General features: G+C 61.2%; 24 protein-coding genes. 12 read left to right on the top strand and 12 right to left on the bottom strand.

Features of this window, described 5'->3' with window-relative positions; genetic code table 11:
* Positions 1-2: 2 nt before the first annotated feature.
* Complete coding sequence (gene glyS, locus OK411_RS01270) at positions 3-2,057, bottom strand: glycine--tRNA ligase subunit beta (RefSeq protein WP_264364302.1); 2,055 nt, start codon at positions 2,055-2,057, stop codon at positions 3-5.
* Positions 2,054-3,007, bottom strand: coding sequence for a glycine--tRNA ligase subunit alpha (gene glyQ, locus OK411_RS01275; RefSeq protein ID WP_003187265.1), 954 nt, complete (start codon positions 3,005-3,007; stop codon positions 2,054-2,056). Before glyQ ends, glyS begins: the two co-directional genes overlap by 4 nt.
* Before the next feature lie 81 nt (positions 3,008-3,088).
* Here glyQ and OK411_RS01280 point away from each other — a divergent pair, with 81 nt between their 5' ends.
* Together OK411_RS01280 and OK411_RS01285 are read left to right on the top strand one after the other, a co-directional pair.
* Complete coding sequence (locus OK411_RS01280) at positions 3,089-3,646, top strand: DNA-3-methyladenine glycosylase I (protein WP_024014954.1); 558 nt, start codon at positions 3,089-3,091, stop codon at positions 3,644-3,646.
* A gap of 41 nt (positions 3,647-3,687) precedes the next feature.
* Complete coding sequence (locus OK411_RS01285) at positions 3,688-4,575, top strand: lysophospholipid acyltransferase (RefSeq protein WP_264364303.1); 888 nt, start codon at positions 3,688-3,690, stop codon at positions 4,573-4,575.
* Between the two features lie 57 nt (positions 4,576-4,632).
* Here the strand turns inward: OK411_RS01285 and OK411_RS01290 are convergent, their stop codons facing one another.
* From OK411_RS01290 to def, 5 genes are all read right to left on the bottom strand, one after another.
* Complete coding sequence (locus tag OK411_RS01290) at positions 4,633-4,947, bottom strand: tetratricopeptide repeat protein (RefSeq protein WP_024014956.1); 315 nt, start codon at positions 4,945-4,947, stop codon at positions 4,633-4,635.
* Between the two features lie 132 nt (positions 4,948-5,079).
* Positions 5,080-6,456 (bottom strand): Trk system potassium transporter TrkA, encoded by a 1,377-nt coding sequence (trkA, locus tag OK411_RS01295; RefSeq protein ID WP_016772381.1) that lies wholly within the window; start codon positions 6,454-6,456, stop codon positions 5,080-5,082.
* Between the two features lie 21 nt (positions 6,457-6,477).
* Positions 6,478-7,788 carry a 16S rRNA (cytosine(967)-C(5))-methyltransferase RsmB gene (gene rsmB, locus OK411_RS01300; RefSeq protein WP_136493249.1) on the bottom strand — a complete coding sequence of 437 codons (1,311 nt, stop codon included), beginning with the start codon at positions 7,786-7,788 and terminating at the stop codon, positions 6,478-6,480.
* On the bottom strand, positions 7,785-8,744 hold the full coding sequence (fmt, locus tag OK411_RS01305; protein ID WP_217879084.1) for a methionyl-tRNA formyltransferase: 960 nt from the start codon (positions 8,742-8,744) through the stop codon (positions 7,785-7,787). The genes rsmB and fmt overlap by 4 nt, the downstream gene beginning before the upstream one ends.
* Before the next feature lie 57 nt (positions 8,745-8,801).
* Entirely contained in the window at positions 8,802-9,308 is a 507-nt protein-coding gene (gene def, locus OK411_RS01310) for a peptide deformylase (RefSeq protein ID WP_016772378.1), read from the bottom strand.
* A gap of 159 nt (positions 9,309-9,467) precedes the next feature.
* On the opposite strand from def, the gene OK411_RS01315 reads away from it, so the two are divergent.
* From OK411_RS01315 to OK411_RS01330, 4 genes are all read left to right on the top strand, one after another.
* A complete protein-coding gene (locus OK411_RS01315) occupies positions 9,468-10,493 on the top strand; it encodes a LysM peptidoglycan-binding domain-containing protein (RefSeq protein WP_217879085.1) in 1,026 nt (341 codons plus the stop codon).
* 84 nt (positions 10,494-10,577) lie between these two features.
* A complete protein-coding gene (gene dprA / locus OK411_RS01320) occupies positions 10,578-11,675 on the top strand; it encodes a DNA-processing protein DprA (RefSeq protein WP_217879086.1) in 1,098 nt (365 codons plus the stop codon).
* A gap of 55 nt (positions 11,676-11,730) precedes the next feature.
* Positions 11,731-12,288 (top strand): L-threonylcarbamoyladenylate synthase, encoded by a 558-nt coding sequence (locus tag OK411_RS01325; RefSeq protein ID WP_016772375.1) that lies wholly within the window; start codon positions 11,731-11,733, stop codon positions 12,286-12,288.
* Between the two features lie 259 nt (positions 12,289-12,547).
* Complete coding sequence (locus OK411_RS01330) at positions 12,548-13,216, top strand: hypothetical protein (protein ID WP_016772374.1); 669 nt, start codon at positions 12,548-12,550, stop codon at positions 13,214-13,216.
* A 179-nt stretch (positions 13,217-13,395) separates the two neighbouring features.
* Here the strand turns inward: OK411_RS01330 and OK411_RS01335 are convergent, their stop codons facing one another.
* Positions 13,396-14,373 carry a quinone oxidoreductase family protein gene (locus OK411_RS01335; RefSeq protein ID WP_217879087.1) on the bottom strand — a complete coding sequence of 326 codons (978 nt, stop codon included), beginning with the start codon at positions 14,371-14,373 and terminating at the stop codon, positions 13,396-13,398.
* Between the two features lie 150 nt (positions 14,374-14,523).
* On the opposite strand from OK411_RS01335, the gene hemF reads away from it, so the two are divergent.
* Complete coding sequence (gene hemF / locus OK411_RS01340) at positions 14,524-15,438, top strand: oxygen-dependent coproporphyrinogen oxidase (protein ID WP_016772373.1); 915 nt, start codon at positions 14,524-14,526, stop codon at positions 15,436-15,438.
* A gap of 9 nt (positions 15,439-15,447) precedes the next feature.
* Complete coding sequence (aroE, locus tag OK411_RS01345) at positions 15,448-16,269, top strand: shikimate dehydrogenase (protein WP_016772372.1); 822 nt, start codon at positions 15,448-15,450, stop codon at positions 16,267-16,269.
* Positions 16,270-16,344: 75 nt separating this feature from the next.
* On the opposite strand, the gene OK411_RS01350 is transcribed toward aroE, so the two are convergent.
* The 3 genes from OK411_RS01350 to betC form a co-directional block, all read right to left on the bottom strand.
* Complete coding sequence (locus OK411_RS01350) at positions 16,345-17,913, bottom strand: SulP family inorganic anion transporter (protein WP_122698791.1); 1,569 nt, start codon at positions 17,911-17,913, stop codon at positions 16,345-16,347.
* Between the two features lie 211 nt (positions 17,914-18,124).
* Positions 18,125-19,045 (bottom strand): choline ABC transporter substrate-binding protein, encoded by a 921-nt coding sequence (gene choX, locus OK411_RS01355; protein ID WP_217879088.1) that lies wholly within the window; start codon positions 19,043-19,045, stop codon positions 18,125-18,127.
* A 16-nt stretch (positions 19,046-19,061) separates the two neighbouring features.
* Positions 19,062-20,576 (bottom strand): choline-sulfatase, encoded by a 1,515-nt coding sequence (betC, locus tag OK411_RS01360; protein WP_217879089.1) that lies wholly within the window; start codon positions 20,574-20,576, stop codon positions 19,062-19,064.
* Positions 20,577-20,690: 114 nt separating this feature from the next.
* On the opposite strand from betC, the gene OK411_RS01365 reads away from it, so the two are divergent.
* Positions 20,691-21,641, top strand: coding sequence for a choline sulfate utilization transcriptional regulator (locus OK411_RS01365; protein ID WP_016772368.1), 951 nt, complete (start codon positions 20,691-20,693; stop codon positions 21,639-21,641).
* Positions 21,642-21,687: 46 nt separating this feature from the next.
* On the opposite strand, the gene OK411_RS01370 is transcribed toward OK411_RS01365, so the two are convergent.
* Positions 21,688-22,353 (bottom strand): NAD(P)-dependent oxidoreductase, encoded by a 666-nt coding sequence (locus tag OK411_RS01370; protein WP_016772367.1) that lies wholly within the window; start codon positions 22,351-22,353, stop codon positions 21,688-21,690.
* Between the two features lie 81 nt (positions 22,354-22,434).
* Here OK411_RS01370 and OK411_RS01375 point away from each other — a divergent pair, with 81 nt between their 5' ends.
* From OK411_RS01375 to OK411_RS01385, 3 genes are all read left to right on the top strand, one after another.
* The gene (locus OK411_RS01375) at positions 22,435-22,761 is read left to right on the top strand and encodes a DOPA 4,5-dioxygenase family protein (protein ID WP_206421314.1); all 327 of its coding nucleotides are present in this window, start codon (positions 22,435-22,437) and stop codon (positions 22,759-22,761) included.
* Positions 22,762-23,164: 403 nt separating this feature from the next.
* Positions 23,165-24,472, top strand: coding sequence for a CitMHS family transporter (locus OK411_RS01380; RefSeq protein WP_073470799.1), 1,308 nt, complete (start codon positions 23,165-23,167; stop codon positions 24,470-24,472).
* A gap of 85 nt (positions 24,473-24,557) precedes the next feature.
* On the top strand, positions 24,558-25,325 hold the full coding sequence (locus OK411_RS01385) for a TerC family protein (RefSeq protein ID WP_122698793.1): 768 nt from the start codon (positions 24,558-24,560) through the stop codon (positions 25,323-25,325).
* Positions 25,326-25,479: the final 154 nt, after the last annotated feature.

Raw genomic sequence — 25,479 nt, forward strand, 5'->3', positions numbered from 1 at the left:
CCTCAACCCAGCAGCGAAATGTCGGCAACACCGAGGAACAGGCCACGCAGACGCGCCAGCAGCGCGTAACGGTTGGCCCGCACATTGGCATCGTCGGCATTGACCATCACCGCGTCGAAGAACGCATCGACCGGCTCGCGCAGTGCCGCCAGGCGTGCCAGCGATTCGTTGTACTGACGCGCCGCGGCCATTGGCTGCACCGCTTGATCCGCTTGTTGGATTGCCGAATACAGCGAGAACTCGTTGGCGTTGTCGAAATACTTGGCCTCGACCACGGTTGGCACCGAGCCTTCGACCTTGCTCAACAGGTTCGACACACGCTTGTTCACCGCCGCCAGCGCTGCCGCTTCCGGCAGTTTGCGGAAGGCCTGCACCGCCTGCACACGCTGGTCGAAGTCCAGCGCCGAGCCCGGCTTGAGCGCACGTACCGACAGGTAAGTGGCGACGTCGACGCCTTCATCTTCATAACGCGCACGCAGACGGTCGAAGATGAATTCCAGCACGGCTTCGTTGAGGCCGGCAGCCTTGACCTTGCCGCCGAACGCATTCACCGCGAAAGCCACGGCGTCGTTCAGGTCCAGATCCAGTTGTTTCTCGATCAGGATCCGCAGCACGCCCAGTGCTGCACGGCGCAGGGCATACGGGTCTTTGCTGCCGGTTGGCAGCATGCCGATACCGAAGATGCCGACCAGAGTGTCGAGCTTGTCGGCGATGGCGACAGCTGCACCGGTCAGGGTCGCCGGCAATTCAGCCCCGGCACCGCGTGGCATGTACTGCTCGTTCAGTGCCAGCGCGACATCCTGTGGCTCGCCGTCATTGAGGGCGTAGTAGTAACCGGCGACACCTTGCATCTCCGGGAACTCGCCGACCATTTCGGTGGCCAGGTCGCACTTCGACAGCAGGCCCGCACGGGCAGCCCACGAGGCGTTGCCGCCGATGCGTGCGGCGATGTACGCGGCCAGTTTCGATACGCGCTCGGCCTTGTCGTAGACGCTGCCGAGTTTTTCCTGAAACACCACGTTTTGCAGGCGCAGGTTGAAGTCTTGGAGCTTCTGCTTCTTGTCCTGCTTGAAGAAGAACTCGGCGTCGGTCAGGCGTGGGCGAACCACTTTCTCGTTACCGGCGATGATCTGCTGCGGGTCTTTGCTTTCGATGTTGGCCACGGTAATGAAACGTGGCAGCAACTTGCCGTCGGCATCCAGCAGGCAGAAGTACTTCTGGTTGTCCTGCATGGTGGTGATCAGCGCTTCCTGCGGCACGTCGAGGAAGCGTTCCTCGAACGAGCACACCAGCGGCACGGGCCATTCGACCAGCGCGGTCACTTCGTCAAGCAATGCCGGCGGAACGATCGCCGTGCCTTCCTGACGGGTGGCCAGCTCTTCGGTGCGCTTGCTGATGATCTCGCGACGCTCGTTGGCATCGGCCAATACGTAAGCGGCGCGCAGGTCGGCGAGGTAGCTCGACGGCGAACCGATGCGTACGGCTTGCGGATGGTGGAAACGGTGACCACGGGATTCACGGCCAGCCTTCTGCGCGAGGATCGTGCAGTCGATGACCTGGTCACCGAGCAGCATCACCAGCCACTGGGTCGGACGCACGAACTCTTCCTTGCGCGCACCCCAACGCATGCGTTTCGGAATCGGCAGGTCGTTCAGCGAATCTTCGACGATGGTCGGCAGCAGGCTCGCGGTCGGCTTGCCGGCGATGTTCTGGCTGTAGCGCAGTTTCGGACCGCTCTGGTCGATTTCGCTCAGCTCGACGCCGCACTTCTTGGCGAAGCCCAGGGCGGCCTGAGTCGGATTGCCATCAGCGTCGAACGCGGCCTGACGTGGCGGGCCATCGAGGTTGATGCTGCGATCCGGCTGCTGAGTGGCCAGCGCAGTGATCAGCACGGCCAGACGACGTGGCGCGGCATAAACGGTTTTGCTTTCGTAGCTCAGGCCGGCGGCTTGCAGGCCCTTGTCGATACCGGCGAGGAACGCATCAGCCAAAGTGTTCAGGGCTTTGGGTGGCAGTTCTTCGGTGCCCAGTTCAACCAGAAAATCTTGCGCACTCATTGTGCAGCCTCCAGCTTGGCCAGTACTTCGTCACGCAGGTCCGGGGTCGCCATCGGGAAGCCCAGCTTGGCGCGGGCCAGCAGGTAGGCTTGCGCAACGGAACGCGCCAGGGTGCGTACGCGCAGAATGTATTGCTGACGCGCGGTCACCGAGATCGCCCGGCGCGCATCCAGCAGGTTGAAGGTGTGCGACGCCTTCAGCACCATTTCGTAGCTCGGCAACGGCAGCGGCTGGTCGAGTTCGATCAGGCGCTTGGCTTCGCTTTCATAGAAGTCGAACAGCTCGAACAGTTTGTCGACGTTGGCGTGTTCGAAGTTGTAGGTGGACTGCTCCACTTCGTTCTGGTGGAACACATCGCCATAGGTGACTTTGCCGAACGGGCCGTCAGCCCAGACCAGGTCGTATACCGAATCGACGCCTTGCAGGTACATCGCCAGACGCTCGAGACCGTAGGTGATCTCGCCGGTCACCGGGTAGCACTCGATGCCGCCCGCTTGCTGGAAGTAGGTGAACTGGGTGACTTCCATGCCGTTGAGCCAGACTTCCCAGCCCAGACCCCAGGCGCCGAGGGTCGGCGATTCCCAGTTGTCTTCGACGAAGCGGATGTCGTGCACCAGCGGGTCGAGGCCGACATGCTTGAGCGAGCCCAGGTACAGTTCCTGGAAGTTGTCCGGGTTCGGCTTCAGGACTACCTGGAACTGGTAGTAGTGCTGCAGACGGTTCGGGTTTTCGCCGTAACGGCCGTCAGTCGGACGGCGGCTTGGCTGCACGTACGCGGCGTTCCAGGTTTCCGGGCCGATGGCGCGCAGGAAGGTCGCGGTGTGGAAAGTGCCGGCGCCTACTTCCATATCGTAGGGCTGAAGTACCACACAACCTTGCTCGGCCCAGTATTGCTGGAGCGCGAGGATCAAGTCTTGGAAGGTACGCACGGCTGGCGTAGGCTGGCTCACGAAATTCACCTGTTTCTTGGGCTGCGATTTAAAGAGCGGGAGTATACCCGATTCGTTGCTGCGCACGCCCCCTGGAGCCTTATGCCACGCTGCTTTTGGTGTACCGAAGATCCGTTGTACATGGCTTATCACGATCAGGAGTGGGGCACGCCGCTGCGCGATGCGCAGGGTTTGTTCGAGTTGCTTTTGCTCGAAGGGTTCCAGGCCGGGCTGTCGTGGATCACTGTGTTGCGCAAACGTGAGCGCTATCGCGAGGTGCTGTTCGGCTTTGACGTGCAGCGCGTGGCGCAGATGAGTGACGCCGAAATCGACGAGCTCATGCTCGACCCGGGCATCATCCGCAATCGCCTGAAACTCAACGCCGCCCGGCGCAATGCCCAGGCGTGGCTGGCGCTGGAGGATCCGGTGGCGTTGCTCTGGTCATTCGTGGGCGACCAACCGATCATCAATCATTTCAAGGATCGCAGCGAAGTCCCGGCGATCACCCCCGAAGCGCTGGCAATGAGCAAAGCGCTGAAAAAAGCCGGATTCACCTTCGTCGGTCCGACCATTTGCTACGCGCTGATGCAGGCCTCGGGCATGGTCATGGACCACACCCAGGATTGCGACCGCTACGCGCAGCTCGCCAACGCCGGTTAGAATGCCCGCCTCGCGCACAGCACAAAGATCAGGAGTGACCTGTGGAAAAGTTTAAAGGCGCCTTGCTGGTAGGCGCTCTGCGGCTGTTTGCCCTGCTGCCATGGCGGGCCGTGCAGGCCGTGGGTTCGGCGATCGGCTGGATCATGTGGAAAACCCCCAACCGTTCCCGCGACGTGGTGCGGATCAACCTCGCCAAGTGTTTTCCCCAGATGGATGCGGCCGAACGTGAGCGTCTGGTCGGGCAAAGTCTGAAGGACATCGGCAAGTCGCTGACCGAAAGCGCCTGCGCGTGGATCTGGCCGGCGCAGCGCTCGATCGATCTGGTTCGCGAAGTTGAAGGCCTCGATGTGCTCAAGGAGGCGCTGGCCTCGGGCAAAGGCGTGGTCGGCATCACCAGCCACCTCGGCAACTGGGAAGTGCTCAACCACTTCTATTGCAGCCAGTGCAAACCGATCATTTTCTACCGTCCGCCGAAGCTCAAGGCAGTGGATGAATTGCTGCGCAAACAGCGCGTGCAGCTGGGCAACAAGGTCGCAGCGTCGACCAAGGAAGGCATTCTCAGCGTCATCAAGGAAGTGCGCAAGGGCGGTGCCGTGGGCATTCCCGCCGACCCGGAACCGGCCGAATCCGCCGGGATTTTCGTGCCGTTCTTCGCCACTCATGCACTGACCAGCAAATTCGTGCCGAACATGTTGGCCGGCGGCAAAGCGGTGGGTGTATTCCTGCATGCGCTGCGCCTGCCTGACGGCTCGGGCTACAAAGTGATTCTCGAAGCCGCGCCAGAAGCGATGTACAGCACCGATACCGCCGAGTCCTGCGCGGCCATGAGCAAAGTGGTCGAGCGTTACGTCGCGGCGTATCCGAGCCAGTACATGTGGAGCATGAAACGCTTCAAGAAGCGTCCGCCGGGCGAGGCGCGCTGGTACTGAGCAACTTCGATGGGGTGACGGTTGATGCAGACGGGCTCGCCTTGCTCAATCTGTAGCTCAAGGCGCCTGCCGCTCGAGCTTTTTCAGGAATACCGTCATCTCCTTCTCGGCCTGTTTGTCACCGCGGGCGCGGGCCGCTTCCAGGCCTTGCTCCCAGGCCTGACGCGCAGCGGCGTGATCGCCTAGCGCCAGCTGCGCCTTGCCCAGCAGCTTCCACGCCGCCGAGTATTTCGGATCGAACGCGACACAGCGCTGAAAATGCTCGGCAGCCTTGGCGTTGTCACCCAAGTCCAGATAACCCTTGCCCAGACCGAAGCGCAGCAGAGCGTTATCCACACCCTTGGCGAGCATTTTTTCCAGGGATTCGAGCATTTTTTGCAACCTCGTTTGAGTGATCGTTCCCACGCTCCGCGTGGGAATGCCTCAATGGACGCTCTGCGTCCGCTTATGGGACGCAGAGCGTCCCGGGCTGCATTCCCACGCGGAGCGTGGGAACGATCAACCTCAGAAAAAGCTCAACCCCACATGAAACAGCTTCTCCACATCGCGAATATGCTTTTTATCCACAAGGAACAGAATCACGTGGTCGCCCGCTTCGATCACCGTGTCGTCGTGGGCGATGATCACTTTCTCGTTGCGGATCACCGCGCCGATGGTGGTGCCGGGCGGCAGGCCGATCTTCTCGATCGGCTTGCCGATGACCTTGCTCGATTTCGCATCACCGTGGGCAATCGCCTCGATCGCTTCCGCCGCGCCGCGTCGCAGTGAGTGCACGCTGACGATATCGCCTCGACGCACATGGGCAAGCAAAGTGCCGATGGTCGCCAGTTGCGGGCTGATGGCGATATCGATGTCGCCGCCCTGGATCAGATCGACGTAGGCCGGGTTGTTGATGATCGTCATGACCTTCTTCGCCCCCAGCCGTTTGGCCAGCAGCGACGACATGATGTTGGCTTCGTCATCATTGGTCAGGGCGAGGAAGATATCGGCGTCGGCGATGTTCTCTTCCAGCAGCAGATCGCGGTCCGAGGCACTGCCCTGCAAGACCACGGTGCTGTCGAGGGTGTCGGAGAGGTAGCGGCAGCGCGCCGGGCTCATCTCGATGATCTTCACCTGATAACGGCTTTCGATGGCCTCGGCCAGGCGCTCGCCGATCTGCCCGCCACCGGCGATGACGATGCGTTTGTAGGTTTCGTCGAGGCGGCGCATTTCGCTCATCACCGCGCGAATGTCCTCGCGAGCGGCGATGAAAAACACCTCGTCATCGGCCTCGATCACCGTGTCGCCCTGTGGCAGGATCGGCCGGTCACGGCGGAAGATCGCCGCGACGCGGGTTTCGACGTTCGGCATGTGCTCACGCAACTGGCGCAGTTGCTGGCCGACCAGCGGCCCGCCGTAATAAGCGCGCACCGCCACCAGTTGCGCCGCGCCTTCGGCGAAGTCGATCACCTGCAAGGCGCCGGGGTGCTGGATCAGGCGCTTGATGTAATTGGTCACGACCTGCTCGGGGCTGATCAGCACGTCGACCGGAATCGCTTCGTTCTGGAACAGCTGTTCCTCGCGATTGAGGTACGACGCTTCGCGCACCCGGGCGATTTTGGTCGGCGTGTGGAACAGCGTGTGCGCGACCTGGCAGGCGACCATGTTGGTCTCGTCGCTGTTGGTCACCGCGACCAGCATGTCGGCGTCGTCGGCACCGGCCTGACGCAGCACCGACGGCAGTGAGCCCCGGCCTTGCACGGTGCGGATGTCGAGGCGGTCGCCGAGGTCGCGCAGGCGCTCGCCATCGGTGTCGACCACAGTGATGTCGTTGGCCTCGCTGGCCAGATGTTCGGCCAGCGAACCGCCGACCTGTCCCGCACCGAGGATGATGATTTTCATCCAGTCACTCCATGAATCCGTTTAGCCGCGCGCGGCGGCGATCTTGATCAGCTTGGCGTAGTAGAAGCCGTCATGCCCGCCCTGCTGGGCCAGCAACTGGCGACCATGGGGCTGCTTGATGCCGGCCGCGGTGGCCAGATCCAGTTCCCGCGCGCCGGGGGTGCGCTCGAGGAACGCGGCGATGACTTCGGTGTTCTCGGTCGGCAGCGTCGAGCACGTGGCGTAGAGCAGGATGCCGCCGACTTCGAGGGTTTTCCACATGGCGTCGAGCAGTTCGCCTTGAAGTTGCGCGAGCGCGACGATGTCGTCGGGCTGGCGGGTCAGCTTGATGTCCGGGTGACGGCGGATCACCCCTGTGGCCGAGCATGGCGCGTCGAGGAGGATGCGCTGGAACGGTTTGCCGTCCCACCATTTGTCGATATCGCGACCGTCGGCGGCGATCAGTTCAGCGTCGAGGCCGAGGCGCTCGAGGTTTTCCTTCACCCGCACCAGACGCTTGGCTTCCAGATCCACCGCCACCACCCCGGCCAGCGCCGGTTCGGCTTCGAGGATGTGGCAGGTCTTGCCGCCAGGGGCGCAGCAGGCGTCGAGCACCCGCTGCCCCGGCGCCAGATCAAGCAGGTCGGCAGCCAGTTGCGCGGCTTCGTCCTGCACGCTGATCCAGCCTTCGGCGAAACCCGGCAGGCTGCGCACGTCGGCAGCGGCTTCGAGGACGATGCCGTCGCGGCTGTAAACGCACGGTTTCGCGGCGATCCCGGCTTCGCCCAGCAACGCAAGATAAGCATCGCGGCTGTGATGACGGCGGTTGACCCGCAGGATCATTGGCGGATGCGCGTTATTCGCTGCGCAGATCGCTTCCCACTGCTCGGGCCAGAAGGCCTTCAGGGATTTTTGCAGCCAGCGCGGGTGGGCCGTGCGCACCACCGGATCGCGTTCCAGTTCGGCGAAGATCGTCTCGCTTTCGCGCTGGGCATTGCGCAGCACCGCGTTGAGCAGACCTTTGGCCCAAGGCTTTTTCAGCTTGTCGGCACAACCGACGGTTTCGCCGATGGCGGCGTGGGCCGGCACGCGGGTGTAGAGCAGTTGATACAGACCGACCAGCAGCAACGCCTCGACATCAGCGTCGGCGGCTTTGAACGGCTTCTGCAGGAGTTTTTCCGCCAGTGCCGACAGGCGTGGCTGCCAGCGTGCAGTGCCGAAGGCCAGATCCTGAGTGAAACCGCGATCGCGATCCTCGACCTTGTCCAGTTGCGTCGGCAGGGAGCTGTTCAGCGAGGCTTTGCCGCTGAGTACGGCAGCGAGTGCCTTGGCGGCGGCCAGACGCGGATTCATTGTGAGTCCACCGCTGCGCCGAGGACGCTGCCAACGGCGAATTTCTCGCGGCGGCTGTTGAACAGGTCGCTGAAGTTCAGCGCCTTGCCGCCGGGCAATTGCAGGCGGGTCAGGCACAGCGCTTGTGCACCGCAGGCGACAATCAGGCCGTCCTTGCTGGCGCTGAGGATTTCACCCGGAGCGCCAGTGCCTTCGGCCACGGTCGCGGCCAGCACTTTCAACGCTTCGCCATTGAGCGTGCTGTGGGTGATCGGCCACGGATTGAAGGCGCGGACCAGACGTTCCAGCTCCACCGCCGGACGGCGCCAGTCGATGCGTGCTTCGTCTTTGTTCAGTTTGTGAGCGTAAGTGGCGAGCTCGTCATTCTGCACCTCACCTTGCAGGGTGCCGGCAGCCAGACCGGCAATCGCCTGCACCACTGCGGGCGGCCCCATCTCGGCGAGGCGATCATGCAGGCTGCCGCCAGTGTCTTGCGCGCTGATCGGCGTGACGACCTTGAGCAGCATCGGCCCGGTATCCAGCCCGGCCTCCATGCGCATCACCGTTACACCGCTTTCGGCATCGCCGTGTTCGACCGCGCGCTGGATCGGCGCCGCACCGCGCCAGCGCGGCAGCAACGACGCATGGCTGTTGATGCAACCCAGACGCGGAATATCCAGCACCGCTTGCGGCAGGATCAGACCGTAGGCGACCACCACCATCAGATCCGGCTTCAGCGCGTCCAGCTCTGCCTGGGCGTCGGCATTGCGCAAGGTCGGCGGCTGCAACACCTGAATATTATTTTCCAGGGCCAGTTGTTTGACCGGGCTCGGCATCAGTTTTTGCCCACGGCCGGCCGGGCGATCCGGCTGGGTGTAGACCGCGACGATCTCGTACGGGCTGCTCAGCAGGGCCTTGAGGTGTTCGGCGGCGAATTCCGGGGTACCGGCAAAAACAATGCGCAGTGGCTCAGTCATGAAAGGCGTCTCATAAAAAGAAAAAGGCTTGCCGCAGCAAGCCTTTGAAGAGGGGCATCAAGCGTTCTGGCGGTGCAGCTTTTCCAGCTTCTTCTTGATCCGGTCGCGTTTGAGTGTGGACAGGTAATCGACGAACAATTTGCCGTTGAGGTGGTCGCATTCGTGCTGGATGCACACCGCGAGCAGGCCTTCGGCGATCAGCTCATAGGGCTTGCCGTCGCGGTCCAGCGCCTTGATTTTGACCTTTTGCGGGCGGTCGACGTTTTCGTAGAAGCCCGGTACCGAGAGGCAGCCTTCCTGATACTGGTCCATCTCGTCGGTCAGCGGTTCGAACTCGGGGTTGATGAACACCCGTGGCTCGGTGCGGTCTTCGGACAGGTCCATCACGACGATACGTTTGTGCACGTTGACCTGGGTCGCGGCGAGGCCGATGCCCGGCGCTTCATACATTGTTTCAAACATGTCGTCGACCAACTGACGCACTTCGTCGTCCACTACAGCCACTGGTTTGGCGATAGTGCGCAGACGCGGGTCCGGAAATTCGAGGATGTTTAAAATGGCCATAGGCTTCGATTGCTGCACACGTTGAGTAAAGTCGGGTCGATGGCCTGGCGGGTCCGAAGATGCAGGCTACCGTTGTGAAGCGTAGCTTCTGAAATACAGAAGCGAGCCACGGGGGCTCTGACGATTCACGCGAATGCACATGATAAAGGGATTCACTGCATGAGGAAAACACTACTCGCCCTGCTGCTTCTGGCTTCGGCCGGCGTCGCACAAGGGCAAGTGCAACTCAGGGATGGTTTTCCACAGCAATACACGGTGGTTTCCGGGGACACGCTCTGGGATATCTCCGGCAAATACCTGCGCGAGCCCTGGCAGTGGCCACAACTGTGGCGGGCCAACCCGCAGATCGAAAACCCCAACCTGATCTATCCCGGCGACACACTGACCCTCAGCTACGTCAACGGCCAGCCGCAACTGACCGTCCATCGTGGCGAGTCGCGCGGTACCATCAAGCTCTCGCCACGGATTCGCACCAGCCCGGTGGCCGAGGCGATTCCGAGCATTCCGCTGAAATCGATCAACAGCTTTTTGCTGAGCAACCGTATCGTCGACAAGGCCGAAGACTTCGACAAGGCGCCGTACATCGTCGCCGGCGATGCCGAACGGGTGCTCAGCGGTACCGGTGACCGCATCTTCGCCCGTGGCCATTTCGATCCGGAGCAACCGGTGTACGGCATCTTCCGCCAAGGCAAGGTCTACACCGATCCGCAGACCAAGGAATTCCTCGGCATCAACGCCGACGATATCGGTGGCGGCGAGATTGTTGCCACCGAAGGCGACGTCGCCACCCTCGCCCTGCAACGCACCACCCAGGAAGTGCGCCTCGGTGACCGCTTGTTCGGCGGTGAAGAACGTTCGATCAATTCAACGTTCATGCCCAGCGCGCCGAAGCGTTCCATCGACGGGCTGATCATCGACGTGCCACGCGGCGTAACGCAGATCGGTGTGATGGACGTGGTTACCCTGAACAAAGGCAAACGTGACGGTCTGGCCGAAGGCAATGTTCTGGCTGTGATGAAAACCGGCGAAACCGTGCGCGACCGGATCACCGGCCAGCCGCTGAAAATTCCCGATGAACGCGCCGGCCTGCTGATGGTGTTCCGCACCTACGACAAGCTCAGTTACGGCCTGGTCCTGAATGCTTCACGCTCGCTGGCGGTGCTCGACAAGGTGCGAAATCCGTAAGCTTGCTTAACAAGTTACCAACAGAGTTATCCACAGCTTGTTCCGAATGGTTCGGAGCATAGAACGATCAAGGATGATCCATTCATGTTGTCTGTCAGTACGGCCATTTCCCCGGCGGAACTGGAAGCGCGTCTGCGCCTGCACCGCATGCCGGATATCGGCCCCAAGCGTTTTGCCAAGTTGCTCGAAGCCTTCGGCTCGGCGTCCAAAGCCCTCAGCGCACCGGCCAGTGCCTGGCGCTCACTGGGCTTGCCGGCGGCCTGCGCCGAAGCACGGCGTTGTCCAGCGGTGCGCGACGGCGCCAGCCACGCAATGCGCTGGCTAGAGCACCCCGACCAACATTTACTGATGTGGGACCAAGCGGATTATCCAGCGTTGCTGGCGCAAATCGCCGATCCACCGCCGCTGTTATTCGTCGCGGGCGATCCGTCGATTCTGGAAAAACCGCAGCTGGCGATGGTCGGCAGCCGCCGCGCTTCGCGCCCGGGCATGGACACGGCGGCGGCGTTTTCTCGCAGTCTGGCCGGGGCCGGTTTTGTCATCAACAGTGGTCTGGCGCTGGGCATCGATGCCGCTGCCCACCAGGCTGCTCTGGATGTTGGCGGCTTGACCGTGGGGGTGCTCGGCACGGGGCTGGAAAATTTTTATCCACAACGCAATAAACGCCTGGCCGAGGCGATGATTGCCTCGGGCAGTGCGGTGCTTTCCGAGTTTCCGTTGGACGCCGGGCCGAGCCCGAGCAACTTCCCCCGGCGCAACCGCATCATCAGCGGGTTGTCCCTCGGCGTGCTGGTGGTCGAGGCCAGTGTTGCCAGCGGTTCGTTGATCACCGCGCGGCTGGCAGCCGAACAGGGCCGCGAGGTTTATGCCATTCCGGGCTCGATCCATCACCCCGGCGCGCGCGGTTGTCACCAGTTGATTCGCGACGGGGCGGTGTTGGTGGAGACTATCGAACATATCCTCGAAGCGCTGCGCGGCTGGCAGCAACCGTTGCTATCCACAGCGCCGCCGCAGGCTGATCATCCGTTGCTGACGCTGTTGCACGCGGCGCCCCACACCAGCGAGGCGTTGGCCGCGAGCTGTGGCTGGGCGTTGCCGAAAGTGCTGGCAACGTTGACCGAGCTGGAAATCGAAGACCGTGCGGTATGCGAAAACGGTCGCTGGTTGGCGCGGTCAAGCTAGGTTTTACGATGAAGATCGGTAAACTGCGCGAAACCTGTTTGTGGAGAGTTTTTTCATGGTCAACAGTTGGCGTGTGCAACAAGCCGCGCGTGAAGTTCGCGCCGGCGCGGTGATTGCCTATCCAACCGAAGCCGTCTGGGGGCTGGGTTGCGACCCGTGGAATGAAGACGCGGTGGACCGCTTGCTGGCGATCAAGAATCGCTCGGTGAGCAAAGGGCTGATCCTGGTCGCCGACAACATCCGCCAGTTCGATTTCCTCTTCGAGGACTTCCCGCAGGACTGGATCGACCGCATGGCCAGTACCTGGCCGGGGCCGAACACCTGGCTGGTGCCGCATCAGAACCTGTTGCCGGAGTGGGTCACAGGCGTTCATGACACCGTGGCGCTGCGGGTCAGCGATCACCCGCAGGTGCGCGACCTGTGCTCGCTGGTCGGGCCATTGATTTCCACATCGGCCAACCCACAGGGGCGACCGCCGGCGCGCACGCGTTTGCGCATCGAGCAGTATTTCCGTGGTCAGGTCGATCTGGTGCTGGGCGGCAGCCTTGGCGGGCGCAAGAATCCCAGCGTGATCCGCGACCTGGCCACCGGTAGCGTCGTTCGTCCTGACTGACGCCATTCTTTTTATTTTTCTGCGGACTCCTCGGCGTCGACGAGGAGTTCTGCGCATGCCCGCACTTTATTCCTGCATTCGTTCAAAACTTATCCGTTGCCATTGTTCTTTCATGCGTCAGACGAATCTTTGAGTCTGAAATATCTGTAAGTTTTCCCACGTGATTCTCAGAACGCGTGCAGTGGCGAGATTTCCAAAAGCATCCATTCTTTCAATGTGCTTGAAGCAACTTCGAAATATTAATGGCTGCGGAGAAGTAATGGATATTACCGATTTACACCTCAAGGATTATCTGCAGGGCTTTCAGGAGACACTCAAGAATCAACAGGCCGACTATCGTGTGGCCATTGTTGAGGCAGGATCGGATGCCGGGGAATTTGAACGCTTCATCAATCGACAGTTTCGCCTGCGATTGCAGCATTACATGCTCACCTCCAGAGCCCGGGCGCTGGAAACTCGACTGGCGATCACCTCACGCAGCACGCACTTTCTGTTGTATCAGCGTGATCAGCTTATTGCGGTGCTGCGGGCAACTCCGGCGCCCTTCGAATGGGCTTCACTGGCGCAGCATCATGTGTCTCCCACTGTGGCATTGGCGCGCCACGTCGAGTTCAGCCGTCTGATCACCCATTCCCAGCAGCACCGGCCGGTGTCGGTCAATGGTCTGCTTGCCACCGCTGCGGAATGGGCGATCGATCGCGGATATCACGGGGTGACGGCCTTATGCAGATCGCCACAGCGGCAACTGTATCAGCGCTTCGGCCTGACACCGATCGCTTCGCAGGCAATGCATATCGAGCAGCGTGCCCGGGGCGATTATTGGCTGTTGTCTGCCGAGTGGCGACAAATCCTCATGGCCCTGGATCAGCCTGTGAACATGAACGCGCATCAGCCGGAGTATCGTGATGTTTTTAACCGTCAGTATTGATCCGCCAGTGATTGAAGAGTGGGCTGAGAAATGGCTCGTATATGAATCGAAGAAGTTGCGCAGGAAGTTCGCCGGTCGTAGACCAGCGGCGAAGAAATTTCACCGCAAGATGTACTTGATATAGCCGCAAGATACTCGGCGAACTCATGGAAGAGTTCGCCGAGTATCAACTTGAGGCGTTATGGCAGCAGAATTGTGGAACCGGTCGTGCGCCGTGCCGACAGTTCGGTTTGTGCTTTCGCCGCATCCGCCAGTGCATGGCGCTGGCTGATGTCGACCTTCAGCTTGCCGCTGATGATCATCTCGAACAGCTCGTCGGCCATGCGTTGCAGGTTCTCGGCGTTGTTGGCGTAGGTCGCGAGCGTAGGCCGGCTGACGTACAACGAGCCCTTGGCGGCGAGAATGCCCAGATTGACGCCATCGACCGCGCCGGAAGCATTGCCGAAGCTCACGACCAGGCCACGTGGTGCCACGCTGTCCAGAGACGTGAGCCAAGTGTCCTTGCCGACGCCGTCATACACCACCGGGACTTTCTTGCCGTCAGTCAGTGCCAGCACGCGCTCGGCAACGTTTTCATGGCTGTAGTCGATGGTGGCCCAGGCGCCGTTGGCTTTGGCCAGCTCGGCTTTCTCCTTCGAGCTGACGGTGCCGATCAGCTTCACGCCCAGCGCTTTGGCCCATTGGCAGGCCAGCGAGCCGACGCCACCGGCTGCGGCGTGGAACAGAATGGTTTCACCGCCCTGCAGTGGGTAGGTCTGGCGCAGCAGGTATTGCACGGTCAGGCCCTTGAGCATGACCCCGGCGGCGGTTTCGAAACTGATTTCATCGGGCAGGTGTACCAGATTGTCCTGCGGCAGAACATGCAGCTGGCTGTAGGCGCCGAGCGGGCCGCTGCCGTATGCCACACGATCGCCGACCTTGAACCGGGTGACTTCGCTGCCCACCGCTTCGACCGTGCCGGCGCCTTCCGAACCCAGGCCGGACGGCAACGCGGGTGGCGCATAGAGGCCGCTGCGGTAATAGGTGTCGATGAAGTTCAGGCCGATCGCCTGATTGGCCACGCGCACCTGATTCGGCCCGGGTGCAGCGGGTTCGTAGTCAACATATTCGAGCACTTCGGGACCGCCGTGGGCGCGGAACTGGATACGCTTTGCCATCTGCCTGCTCTCCTTGGGTCGTTGCTAAGCCCTCTATCCAACTCCCCTGCTTGATCTTCGTCAACTGCGGCGCGCCGGCCTGCGATGGTATGCTACGCGCCCATTTGCGTCGCCCGCCTGCCGGGGCGCCGCCCGATTCAAGGTGAAGCCATGACGACCCGCACCGACGCCGTAAAGGCCTATCTGCTCGATCTGCAAGACCGCATCTGCGCTGCACTGGAAACCGAAGACGGCGGCAAATGCTTCGTCGAAGACGCCTGGACCCGGCCGGCGGGCGGTGGCGGGCGCACCCGCGTGCTGGACAACGGCACGCTGATCGAAAAGGGCGGCGTCAATTTTTCCCACGTGTTCGGCAGCGGCCTGCCGCCCTCGGCCAGTGCCCATCGGCCGGAACTGGCCGGGCGTGGTTTCGAGGCGCTCGGCGTGTCGCTGGTGATCCACCCGCACAACCCGCATGTGCCGACCTCCCACGCCAACGTGCGTTTTTTCATCGCTGAAAAAGAAGGCGAAGAACCGGTCTGGTGGTTCGGCGGCGGTTTCGATCTGACCCCGTACTACGGCGTTGAAGAAGACTGCATTCATTGGCACCGCGTCGCCGAGCAAGCCTGTGCGCCGTTTGGTGCGGACGTCTATCCGCGTTACAAGGCCTGGTGCGACACCTATTTCCATATCAAGCATCGTCATGAGCCGCGCGGCATTGGCGGTCTGTTCTTCGACGATCTGAACGAGTGGGACTTCGACACCAGTTTCGCCTTCATGCGCGCCATCGGCGACGCCTACATCGAGGCCTACCTGCCGATCGTGCAGCGGCGCAAGAATGACGCGTTCACCGCACAGCAGCGCGAATTCCAGGAATTCCGTCGTGGCCGCTACGTCGAATTCAACCTGGTTTACGACCGTGGCACGCTGTTCGGCCTGCAATCGGGTGGCCGTACCGAATCGATTCTGATGTCGCTGCCGCCGCAAGTGCGCTGGGGGTATGACTGGAAGGCCGAACCTGGCAGCGCAGAAGCGCGTCTGACCGAGTATTTCCTGCAGGATCGCGACTGGCTGGCCGAGGCCTGAGGACGGGTGATGGATCGTTACGTTGTTTTTGGTAACCCGATCGGCCACAGCAAGTCGCCGATGATTCACCAGTTGTTTGCCGAACAGACCGGCCAGCGCCTCGACTACAGCACGCTGCTCGCGCCGCTGGATGATTTTACCGGCTGCGCCACGGCATTCTTTCGCGAAGGCCGCGGCGCCAACGTGACGGTGCCGTTCAAGGAAGACGCTTACCGGCTGGCCAACAGCCTGACCGCCCGCGCGCAGCGCGCCGGTGCGGTGAACACCTTGAGCAAACTGGACGACGGTTCACTGCTCGGCGACAACACCGATGGCGCCGGCCTGGTCCGCGATCTGACGGTGAATGCCGGGTTCAGCCTGACCGGCAAGCGCATCCTTTTGCTCGGCGCCGGCGGCGCGGTGCGCGGTGCGCTGGAACCGTTACTGGCAGAGAAACCGGCCTCGGTGATCATCGCCAATCGCACGGTGGACAAGGCTGAGCTGCTGGCGGAATTGTTCGGCGATCTGGGACCGGTGTCGGCCAGTGGTTTCGACTGGCTGCGCGAGCCGGTGGACGTGATTATCAACGCCACCTCCGCCAGCCTGACCGGTGACGTGCCGCCGATTGCGCCAAGCCTGATCGAGCCAGGCCAGACCCTGTGCTACGACATGATGTACGGCAAGGAACCGACCGCGTTCTGCCGCTGGGCCACTGAGCACGGCGCGGCGCTGGCGATGGATGGTCTGGGCATGCTCGCCGAGCAGGCGGCCGAGGCGTTCCTGCTGTGGCGCGGCGTACGCCCGGATACCGCGCCGGTACTCGCCGAGCTGCGCCGCCAACTGGCCCTTTAACTTTTGCTCCCACTTTGAAATACGATCAATGTGGGAGCGAGCCTGCTCGCGAATCGCATCACCACCGATATCAGCTCAATCCTCAAACCTGATCGGGCACTTCTCCGCCCCTTCTAGTTTGCGCAACTCCTCCACCACCGGCGGCCGCGCCCGGCGCAAGGTCAGGCTGCGACCCTGGCCCAGCAGGCGCCGCGCTTCCTGATGCAGCATCTCTACCCCTGAATAATCGATGAAGTTGATCTGCTGTGCCTCGATTACCACCCGCGCGCCATGCAGGCGTTGCAGGCGTACTTGCAGGTAATGGCTGGCGCCGAAAAAGATCGAACCGCCCACCCGCAGCACATCGTCGTCACCGTCGCGCCAATGCTGCACCCGTGGTTGCGAGGTGCGCTTGAGGTAAAAGAACAACGACGCCAGCACCCCGGCGTAAATCGCCGTCTGCAATTCCAGCAGCAAGGTCGCGAGACAGGTCAGGGCCATCACCACGAACTCGGCACGGCTGACTCGCAGCAAAGCGCGAATGCCCCGGTGATCGACCAGACCCCAGGCAATCAACAGGATGCTGCCGGCCATGGCCGGGATCGGAATGTGCGCGATCAGCCCCGCGCCGAACACCGCAAACAGCGCCACCCAGATTGCCGAGAACACTCCGGCCAGCGGCGAGCAGGCACCCGCCTCATAACTCAGACCTGAGCGGGTAAACGATCCGGCTGACAGCGACCCGGAAAAGAACGCACCGACAATGTTCGACAGACCCTGTGCGCGGACTTCCTGATTGGCGTCGAGCAACTGTTGCGAGCGCGCCGATATCGAACGGGCGATCGACAGACTGGTGACCAGCCCGAGCATGCCCACCGCCACCGCGCTCGGCAGCAGGCGCAGGATCACCTCCAGATCCAGCGGCAAGGCGCTCAGCGGCGGCAGGCGTCCGACGAAAGCGCTGACCAGATGCACATGACCGAACATCGCCGGCCAGATCCACACCAGCAGGCTGGCCAGCACCAGCGTGAGCAACAGCGTCGGCCAGCGCGGCAGAAGTTTTTTCAGGGTCACGCCGACGATTACCGTGGCGACGCCGAGCATCAGCGAAGGCTTATCCACAGCCCCCAGATGTCGTAGCAGATCCATCAGGCTGGCGAGCGCGGTGGTGTTGGCCGGCAACTCCAGCCCGAGCAGATTGGGCAATTGCCCGATGGCGATCACCACGGCGGCACCGAGGGTGAAGCCGAGCACTACCGAATGCGAAACGAAATTCACCAGCGCGCCAAAGCGCAGCAAGCCGAGCAACCACTGGAAAATCCCGGCGAGGAACGTCAGCAGCAGGATCAGGGTGATGTAGTCCTCGGAAGCCGGCACCGCGAGCGGGCTGACGCTGGCGTACAGCACGATGGAAATCGCCGCCGTCGGGCCGCAGATCAGATGCCATGACGAACCCCACAGGCACGCGATCAATACCGGGATGATCGCCGCGTAGAGTCCGTATTCCGGTGGCAGCCCGGCAATCAGTGCGTAGGCAATCGACTGGGGTAAGGCGAGAATCGCACCGCTGAGGCCGACGATCAGGTCCCGCCCGACGCTGGCACGGGTTTGCCGTGGCAACCAGCTCAGGAAAGGAAAAAGTGAATGGCGGCTGGGGAAGGCCATGGGTCCTCGCGGTTGGGTTTTTCAGGCAAGCCTATCAGGACACGGCAATCATTGTGGCGAGGGGATTTATCCCCGATGGGCCGCGAAGCGGCCCCAAACCCAGAGTTCTCGGTGAGTCAGGTATATCGAGTTCACGGATCTTGCGACTGCTTCGCAGCCGATCGGGGATAAATCCCCTCGCCACAGGTAAGTGGTCGACAGTCAGATAGCATTACAGTTTGGCCTTCACCGCCACCAACGCATCCTTGCCATCCACGGTCTTCACCCCATCCAGCCACTTGTCCAGCACCGCCGGATTGGCCTTGATCCACGCCTTCGCCGCTTCGGCATTGCTGACCTTCTTGTTCGCCACCTCGGCCATGATGCTGTTCTCCATGTCCTGGGTGAATGCCAGATTGGTCAGCAACTTGCCCACATTCGGGCAGGCCTCGGCGTAGCCCTTGCGGGTCAGGGTGAAAACGTTGCCAGTGTCGCCGAAGTATTTTTCGCCGCCCTTGAGGTAACGCATTTTCAGTTGCACGTTCATCGGGTGCGGGGTCCAGCCGAGGAAGGTGACGAATTTCTGTTTCTTCACCGCCCGCGACACTTCGGCGAGCATCGCCTGTTCGCTGGACTCGATCAGCTTCCACTGGCCCATGTTGAAGTCATTCTTCTTGATGATCTCCTGCAACGAAATGTTCGCCGGCGCGCCTGATCCGATGCCGTATATCTTCTTGTCGAACTTGTCGGCGAATTTGTTCAGGTCGGCAAAATCATGCACACCCGCCTCCCAGACATAGTCGGGGACGGCGAGGGTGAATTCGGTGCCTTCGAGGTTCTTGGCCAATTGCGTCACATCACCGGTGGCGATGAATTTGTCGTAGAAGCCCTGCTGCGCCGGCATCCAGTTGCCGAGGAACACATCCACCTGGCCATCCTTCAAGCCGCCAAAGGTGATCGGCACCGCGAGGGTGTCGATCTTGGCCTTGTAGCCCATGCCGTCCAGCAGAAATCCGGTGATGGCATTGGTCGCGGCGATGTCGCTCCAGCCCGGATCGGCCATCTTCACGGTTTCGCAACTTTGCTCGGCGAAGGCCGAGGCGCTGCTCAATGCGATCAGGCCAACGGTGACAGCTGTGGATAACTTGCGCATGGACTTCCCCTTAACGTTATTGGTTTTGGCAGGGTTGTGGATAACGGGCCTTGCGCTCCAGATCATCAAGGTCGATGTGGTTGCGCATGTACTGCTGACTGGCATCGACCAGTGGCTGGTGATCCCAGCTCTTCAGCTTGCCGATGGTTAACGCATCGGCGACGAAACGGCGTCGGCGCTGGCTGGCCAGTACGTCCCGGTGGATCGCCGGAATGTCCCACTTGGCCCGCGCTTCAGCGAGAAAATCGTCGAACAGCTGACGATGTTGCGGCGATTGGCTCAGTTCCTCTTCTTCGCGCGGATCGTTATCCACATCGAAGAGTAGGCACGGGTCGCTTTCGCTGTAGATAAATTTGTAGGCGCCCCGGCGGATCATCATCAGCGGGCTGACAGTGCCTTCGGCCATGTATTCGCCGAACACCTCGTCATGCCCGCCCTGCCCTTGCAGGTGCGGCAGCAACGAACGACCGTCCAGTGGCAAGCCCGGCTCAAGCGTGCCACCGGCCAGATCCACGAACGTCGGCAGCAGGTCGGCGGTGGAAACCGCGGCGCTGACCCGGCCCGCCTCGAATTGTCCTGGTGCGCTGATCAGCAGCGGCACTCGCGCGGCCATCTCGAACCAGTGCATTTTGTACCAGAGGCCCTTCTCGCCGAGCATGTCGCCATGGTCACCGGAGAAGACGATGACGGTGTCGTCGATCAGCCCGGTTTCTTCAAGGGTTTGCAGCAGTTTGCCGACATTGGCGTCGATATAGCTGCAAGCACCGAAGTAGGCGCGACGGGCATCGCGGATCTTATCCACAGGCAGCGGCCTGTCCCACAGGTCGTAAACCTTGAGCAGACGTTGCGAGTGCGGATCGAGATCGTCTTGGTTCAAGGCTGTAGGCAACGGGATATCGGCATCGTCATACAGATCCCAAAAAGCCTTGGGAATCGTGTACGGATCGTGCGGGTGGGTCATCGACACGGTCAGGCAGAACGGTTGCTCGCCGTCCTCGCGAATGTGATCGAACAGATATTGCTGCGCCTTGAACACCACCTCTTCGTCGAAATCCAGCTGATTGGTACGCACGCACGGCCCGGCTTGCAGCACGGAAGACATATTGTGATACCAGCTCGGCCGCACGTCCGGCTCGTCCCAGTTCACCGCCCAACCGTAATCGGCCGGGTAAATATCGCTGGTCAGGCGTTCTTCATAACCGTGCAACTGGTCCGGCCCGCAGAAATGCATCTTGCCCGACAGCGCGGTGCGGTAGCCGAGACGCCGCAGGTAATGCGCGTAAGTCGGAATGTCGGCAGGAAAGTCAGCCGCGTTGTCGTAGGCGCCGATCTTGCTCGGCAACTGGCCACTGACCAGGGTGAAGCGCGACGGCGCGCACAGCGGGCTGTTGCAATAGGCAGCATCGAACACCACGCTTTGGGCGGCGAGGCGGGACAGATTCGGCAGTTTGATCGGCGATGGGCCGTAGAACGGCAACATTGGCGCGGCCATTTGATCGGCCATGATGAAAAGAATGTTCTTGCGCTTCATGTGATCGCGGCATTCCATGTTGAATATTTATGCGAGAGTGCTGCGATCGAGCATGGATTCCATGCCTGTTCCGGTAAAGCCCGCGCCGGACAATGACTAGGATAAGTACAGCTTATGTATGACGCCCTCGGTGACCTTTCCCTCGATCTGCTGCGCGCTTTTGAAGCGGCGGCCCGCCATCGCAGTTTTACCGCTGCTGCGGTGGAGCTTGGCACCACGCAGCCGGCGATCAGCCAGCAAATGAAACGTCTGGAAGAGCAGCTCGGTACGCGCCTGTTCGACCGGATTTACCGGGGTATCGAGTTGACAGAGGTTGGCGCCCTGCTGTTCGAGCAAGTTACCCTCGGTTTGCAGAATATCGACGCAGGATTGAGCGCAATCAGCACTCAGCAGCAACATGAAGTGCTGCAAGTGGCCACGGATTTCGCTTTCGCCGCTTATTGGCTGATGCCGCGCCTGCACCGCTTTCACGAGGCCAATCCGCATATCGATGTCAGCCTGGTCACCAGCGAGCGCAACCACAACATGCTGCGCACCGACATCGACGTGGCGATCCTGTTTGGCGATGGTCGATTCAAGCAGGGCGAGAGCCACTGGCTGTTCAGCGAAGAGGTGTTCCCGGTGTGCAGTCCGCTGCTGCTCAAGGAGCGTTCATTGCCGCTGCCCGCGCAGGCACTGCTGGAATTTCCGCTGTTGCATCTGCGTGGGGAAAACAGCAGCAACTGGTTCGACTGGAGTGGCTTGTTTCGTCAGTTGGGCCTGACTACGCCGCCAGCGCCGGGGCAATTGCGCTTCGACAATTACACCTTGCTGATTCAGGCGGCGATTGGCGGACAAGGCGTGGCGATTGGCTGGCGGCACCTTGTGGATAACTTGCTGGTGCAGGGTTTGCTGTGCCGGCCGCTGGCGGAAACCACGCTGTCGCGCCTTGGCTATTACGTTGTGCTGCCGCAACGCAAACGTCGGGGTGCGTTGATTCAGGAATTTGTTGATTGGTTAATGGCGGAACAGGCCAGCAGTGCCGAATCGCTTAACGGTCTGGCCCTGCCCTCGATTGCGGTGTGAAGAGCAAAAGATCATCCGATCGCGGCCCGAGCCTTCGGACGATCTTTTACGAATCAGAAGCCGCCACAAAATTCACATGCTGCCCCACATGCAGGTTCAACCGCAGCTCGTCGGCGATGCCCACCGCCACGCGGTTCAATCGCTCCAGCGGTTCGGCCAGTCCCGGTTCGAGATTGCCGCCGACCTGACTGAAGTGCTCGATGGTCAACCCGGCCACGCCATGCGGCGCATTGACCAAGGTCCAGCGCAGTGAGCTGCTTTGTACCGCCTCGAGGATTTCTTCGGCAGCGTGACGTTGCAGACGCTCGTCATTTTCTGGCTCGTCGAGCACACCGAAGTTGCCGACCAGAAACAGGCGCGGCACGCTGGCCAGTTGCAAACCTTCAACCAAGGCGTCGACTGCCAGCACTTGTTCCACCGGCCCCAGCGTCACCGAGCGCTCAACGTGGTCGCTGCTGAACGGCAACCCCGGAGCGTCCAGCAGGCAGATCACCGCCGAACTGCCGGCGACGCTCTGATTGACCCGCTCGGCATCGAACAGATCGCCGGTTTTGGTGCGCAACCCCGGACGCGGCGCGAGTGCGGTGAGATCGTCGAGAATGGCGATGACTTCGTGTTGGCGACGGAGCAATTCAGCCATCAATGCACCGCCCAAGCTGGCCATGGCACCATAAAGCACCACTTTGACCACTGGGGTCTCGGCATTTTTCATGGCTGTTTTCCTTATAGTTGTCCTATATGACCTGTGACGGTGGAAACAGCCAAGGGTTCGAACCGATTGAGAGGCGACACGATGCAAGGGATCAAGGGCTATCACGCCCATGTCTATTTCGACGCGCAAACCATCGACCAAGCGCGGGCCTTGTGCGAACAGGCCGCGCAGTTGTTTGCGCTGAAAATGGGTCGCGTGCACGAACGCCCGGTGGGGCCGCATCCCGAGTGGAGCTGCCAACTGGCTTTCGGTCCCGAGCTGATCGGCGAAGTGCTGCCATGGCTGGCGCTCAACCGCAAGGGCCTGGTGGTATTCCTGCATCCGGAGACTGGCGATGACTTGCTTGACCACACCGAACACGCGATCTGGATGGGCGCGGTGCGGCCGCTGAATCTGTCGATTTTTTAACCAGTTACTTGCGCTGAACTGATAACGGATGTGTCCAGACCGCCAGCCAGCGCTGACTGTCCGTTTATCCGCATCGCTACCAACCCCGTATTCATTGGCTGTCGTTGCATCCGACCGCCGGTTGATCATTCATTGATCGCTTTCGCTCGCGAAAGGTAGCTGAAAGCTTCCCCGATTAGGATCGCCCCACTCCCGGCAACAGACCGGTTGGCCCAAGCCCTGTGTTTTTTCCACAGGCCCGGCCCAATTAACAACAACAATGGTGATTCTGATGTCTTCTGCAACCCGCCGTTTCTCCCGCTTCCTGCTGGTCACTCCGCCCGTACGCCTCGCGCCTCCCGTTCTGCGCTGATCCCGCCCGATCCGCTCATTCCATTAGCCGCGCTACGCCTGGAGTATTCCCATGCTGACTTTCCTTGGCTTCGCCATGGTCATCACGTTCATGTTCCTGATCATGACCAAGCGCCTGTCCGCGCTGATCGCCCTGATCATCATCCCGATCCTGTTCGCGCTGTTCGGTGGTTTCGCGCCGAAAATCGGCCCGATGATGCTTGAAGGCATCACCAAACTGGCGCCGACCGGCGTGATGTTGATGTTCGCCATTCTGTATTTCGCCCTGATGATCGACTCCGGCCTGTTCGACCCGGCCGTGCGCAAGATCCTCAAACTGGTCAAGGGCGACCCGCTGAAAGTTTCGGTCGGTACCGCCGTTCTGGCGCTCGTCGTTTCCCTCGATGGTGACGGCGCGACCACTTACATGATCTGTGTGGCCGCCATGCTGCCGCTGTACAGCCGCATCGGCATGAGCCCGCGGATCATGGCCGGTCTGATCATCCTCGCCGGTGGCGTGATGAACATGACCCCGTGGGGCGGCCCGACCGCCCGCGCGGCGAGTGCCCTGCATGTCGATCCGTCGGACATTTTCGTACCGATGATCCCGGCCATGGCCGCCGGTGTCGTGGCGATCCTGGTGATTGCCTACTTCTACGGCAAGCGTGAACGCGCCCGTCTCGGCGAGCTGCATCTGGTCGGCGACGAGATCGATCACAGTGAAATCAGCGTCTCGCAATTCCCTGACGCACGCCGTCCGAAGCTGATCTGGTTCAACGCCGCACTGACTTTCGGCCTGATGTGCACGCTGATCGGTGGCCTGTTGCCGCTGCCGGTGCTGTTCATGGTGGCGTTCAGTATCGCCATGATCGTCAACTACCCATGCCTGCAAATGCAGAAAGATCGTGTCGCGGCGCATTCCGGCAGCGTGCTGGCAGTGGTCGGGCTGATCTTTGCGGCGGGTATCTTCACCGGTATCCTGTCGGGCACCGGCATGGTCGATGCGATGTCGAAGAGCCTGTTGGCGGTGATTCCGGATTTCCTCGGCCCGTACCTGGCGGTGATCACGGCACTGGTGAGCATGCCGTTCACCTTCTTCATGTCCAACGATGCGTTCTATTACGGTGTATTGCCGGTGCTGACCGAAGCGGCCAGCCACTATGGGATCACTGCGGTGGAAATGGCCCGTGCCTCGATCGTCGGCCAGCCCGTCCACTTGCTGAGCCCGTTGGTGCCGTCGACTTATCTGTTGGTGGCGCTGGCCGGCATCGATTTCGGTGATCACCAGCGTTTCACCCTGAAATGGGCGATCCTGGTGTGCATCTGCATTCTGATTGCTGCACTGCTGTTGGGGACTTTCCCGATGTTCAGCACTCTATAAGCCCAAGACTCACCGTTACGGGTCCCGGCTTCGCGGTTTGAAGCCCGGACCTTTTCCGGTTCAACAATTGCTCAAAGGAATACACATGGATTGGCTGACCAACCCCGAAATCTGGGTTGCCTTCTTTACCCTGACCGCCCTGGAAATCGTCCTCGGTATCGATAACATCATCATGATTTCGATCCTGGTCAGCCGCATGCCCAAACACATGCAGCAGCGCACGCGGATCTTCGGTCTTGGCCTGGCCATGGTCACGCGGATCCTGTTGCTGCTGTCGATCACCTGGGTCATGCGCCTCACTGCCGATCTTTTCGAAGTGTTCGGCCAGGGCATTTCCGGTCGCGACCTGATCCTGTTCTTCGGTGGCCTGTTCCTGCTGTGGAAAAGCTCGCAGGAGATGTACCACGCGCTGGAAGGCGAAGACGAAAGCGACGACGCGCCATCGGGCAAGGGCGGCAACTTCCTCTACACCATCATCCAGATCGCGATCATCGATATCGTCTTCTCGCTGGACTCGGTGATCACCGCCGTCGGCATGGTCTCCCACGTTCCGGTCATGGTCGCGGCGATCGTCGTGGCAGTGCTGGTGATGATGCTGGCGTCGGGCAAGATCAGCGAATTCATCGACAAGCACCCGTCGCTGAAAATGCTCGCCCTGTCCTTCCTGCTGGTGGTCGGTACCGTGCTGATCGCCGAATCGTTCGACGTGCACGTGCCAAAAGGCTACGTCTACTTCGCCATGGCGTTCTCGCTGGCGGTGGAAGCGATCAACATCAAACTGCGCGGCGCGATGGCCAAGAAGAGACAGCAACAGGATCCGGTGAAACTGCGCAAGGATGTTCCGGGCCAGTAACCCGGTAGTCCAGCGGCACGCTACACCCCTGTGGGAGCGAGCCTGCTGGCGAAGATGGAGTGCCAGTCGACAACAATGTTGGCTGGCCCACCGCTTTCGCGAGCAGGCTCGCTCCCACTTTGTTTTGGGCAACACAGTGGAATGCATGTCGGAT

This window comes from Pseudomonas sp. RG1, from assembly GCF_025910115.1.
GTDB classification, from domain to species: domain Bacteria; phylum Pseudomonadota; class Gammaproteobacteria; order Pseudomonadales; family Pseudomonadaceae; genus Aquipseudomonas; species Aquipseudomonas atacamensis.

Bases quoted from the DNA above. Each gene is read 5' to 3' on its own strand.
- glyS (WP_264364302.1), bottom strand. From the start codon at position 2,057: ATGAGTGCGCAAGATTTTCTGGTTGAACTGGGCACCGAAGAACTGCCA.
- OK411_RS01280 (WP_024014954.1), top strand. From the start codon at position 3,089: ATGCCACGCTGCTTTTGGTGTACCGAAGATCCGTTGTACATGGCTTAT.
- OK411_RS01290 (WP_024014956.1), bottom strand. From the start codon at position 4,947: ATGCTCGAATCCCTGGAAAAAATGCTCGCCAAGGGTGTGGATAACGCT.
- trkA (WP_016772381.1), bottom strand. From the start codon at position 6,456: ATGAAAATCATCATCCTCGGTGCGGGACAGGTCGGCGGTTCGCTGGCC.
- rsmB (WP_136493249.1), bottom strand. From the start codon at position 7,788: ATGAATCCGCGTCTGGCCGCCGCCAAGGCACTCGCTGCCGTACTCAGC.
- fmt (WP_217879084.1), bottom strand. From the start codon at position 8,744: ATGACTGAGCCACTGCGCATTGTTTTTGCCGGTACCCCGGAATTCGCC.
- def (WP_016772378.1), bottom strand. From the start codon at position 9,308: ATGGCCATTTTAAACATCCTCGAATTTCCGGACCCGCGTCTGCGCACT.
- OK411_RS01315 (WP_217879085.1), top strand. From the start codon at position 9,468: ATGAGGAAAACACTACTCGCCCTGCTGCTTCTGGCTTCGGCCGGCGTC.
- dprA (WP_217879086.1), top strand. From the start codon at position 10,578: ATGTTGTCTGTCAGTACGGCCATTTCCCCGGCGGAACTGGAAGCGCGT.
- OK411_RS01325 (WP_016772375.1), top strand. From the start codon at position 11,731: ATGGTCAACAGTTGGCGTGTGCAACAAGCCGCGCGTGAAGTTCGCGCC.
- OK411_RS01330 (WP_016772374.1), top strand. From the start codon at position 12,548: ATGGATATTACCGATTTACACCTCAAGGATTATCTGCAGGGCTTTCAG.
- OK411_RS01335 (WP_217879087.1), bottom strand. From the start codon at position 14,373: ATGGCAAAGCGTATCCAGTTCCGCGCCCACGGCGGTCCCGAAGTGCTC.
- hemF (WP_016772373.1), top strand. From the start codon at position 14,524: ATGACGACCCGCACCGACGCCGTAAAGGCCTATCTGCTCGATCTGCAA.
- aroE (WP_016772372.1), top strand. From the start codon at position 15,448: ATGGATCGTTACGTTGTTTTTGGTAACCCGATCGGCCACAGCAAGTCG.
- OK411_RS01350 (WP_122698791.1), bottom strand. From the start codon at position 17,913: ATGGCCTTCCCCAGCCGCCATTCACTTTTTCCTTTCCTGAGCTGGTTG.
- choX (WP_217879088.1), bottom strand. From the start codon at position 19,045: ATGCGCAAGTTATCCACAGCTGTCACCGTTGGCCTGATCGCATTGAGC.
- betC (WP_217879089.1), bottom strand. From the start codon at position 20,576: ATGAAGCGCAAGAACATTCTTTTCATCATGGCCGATCAAATGGCCGCG.
- OK411_RS01365 (WP_016772368.1), top strand. From the start codon at position 20,691: ATGTATGACGCCCTCGGTGACCTTTCCCTCGATCTGCTGCGCGCTTTT.
- OK411_RS01370 (WP_016772367.1), bottom strand. From the start codon at position 22,353: ATGAAAAATGCCGAGACCCCAGTGGTCAAAGTGGTGCTTTATGGTGCC.
- OK411_RS01375 (WP_206421314.1), top strand. From the start codon at position 22,435: ATGCAAGGGATCAAGGGCTATCACGCCCATGTCTATTTCGACGCGCAA.
- OK411_RS01380 (WP_073470799.1), top strand. From the start codon at position 23,165: ATGCTGACTTTCCTTGGCTTCGCCATGGTCATCACGTTCATGTTCCTG.
- OK411_RS01385 (WP_122698793.1), top strand. From the start codon at position 24,558: ATGGATTGGCTGACCAACCCCGAAATCTGGGTTGCCTTCTTTACCCTG.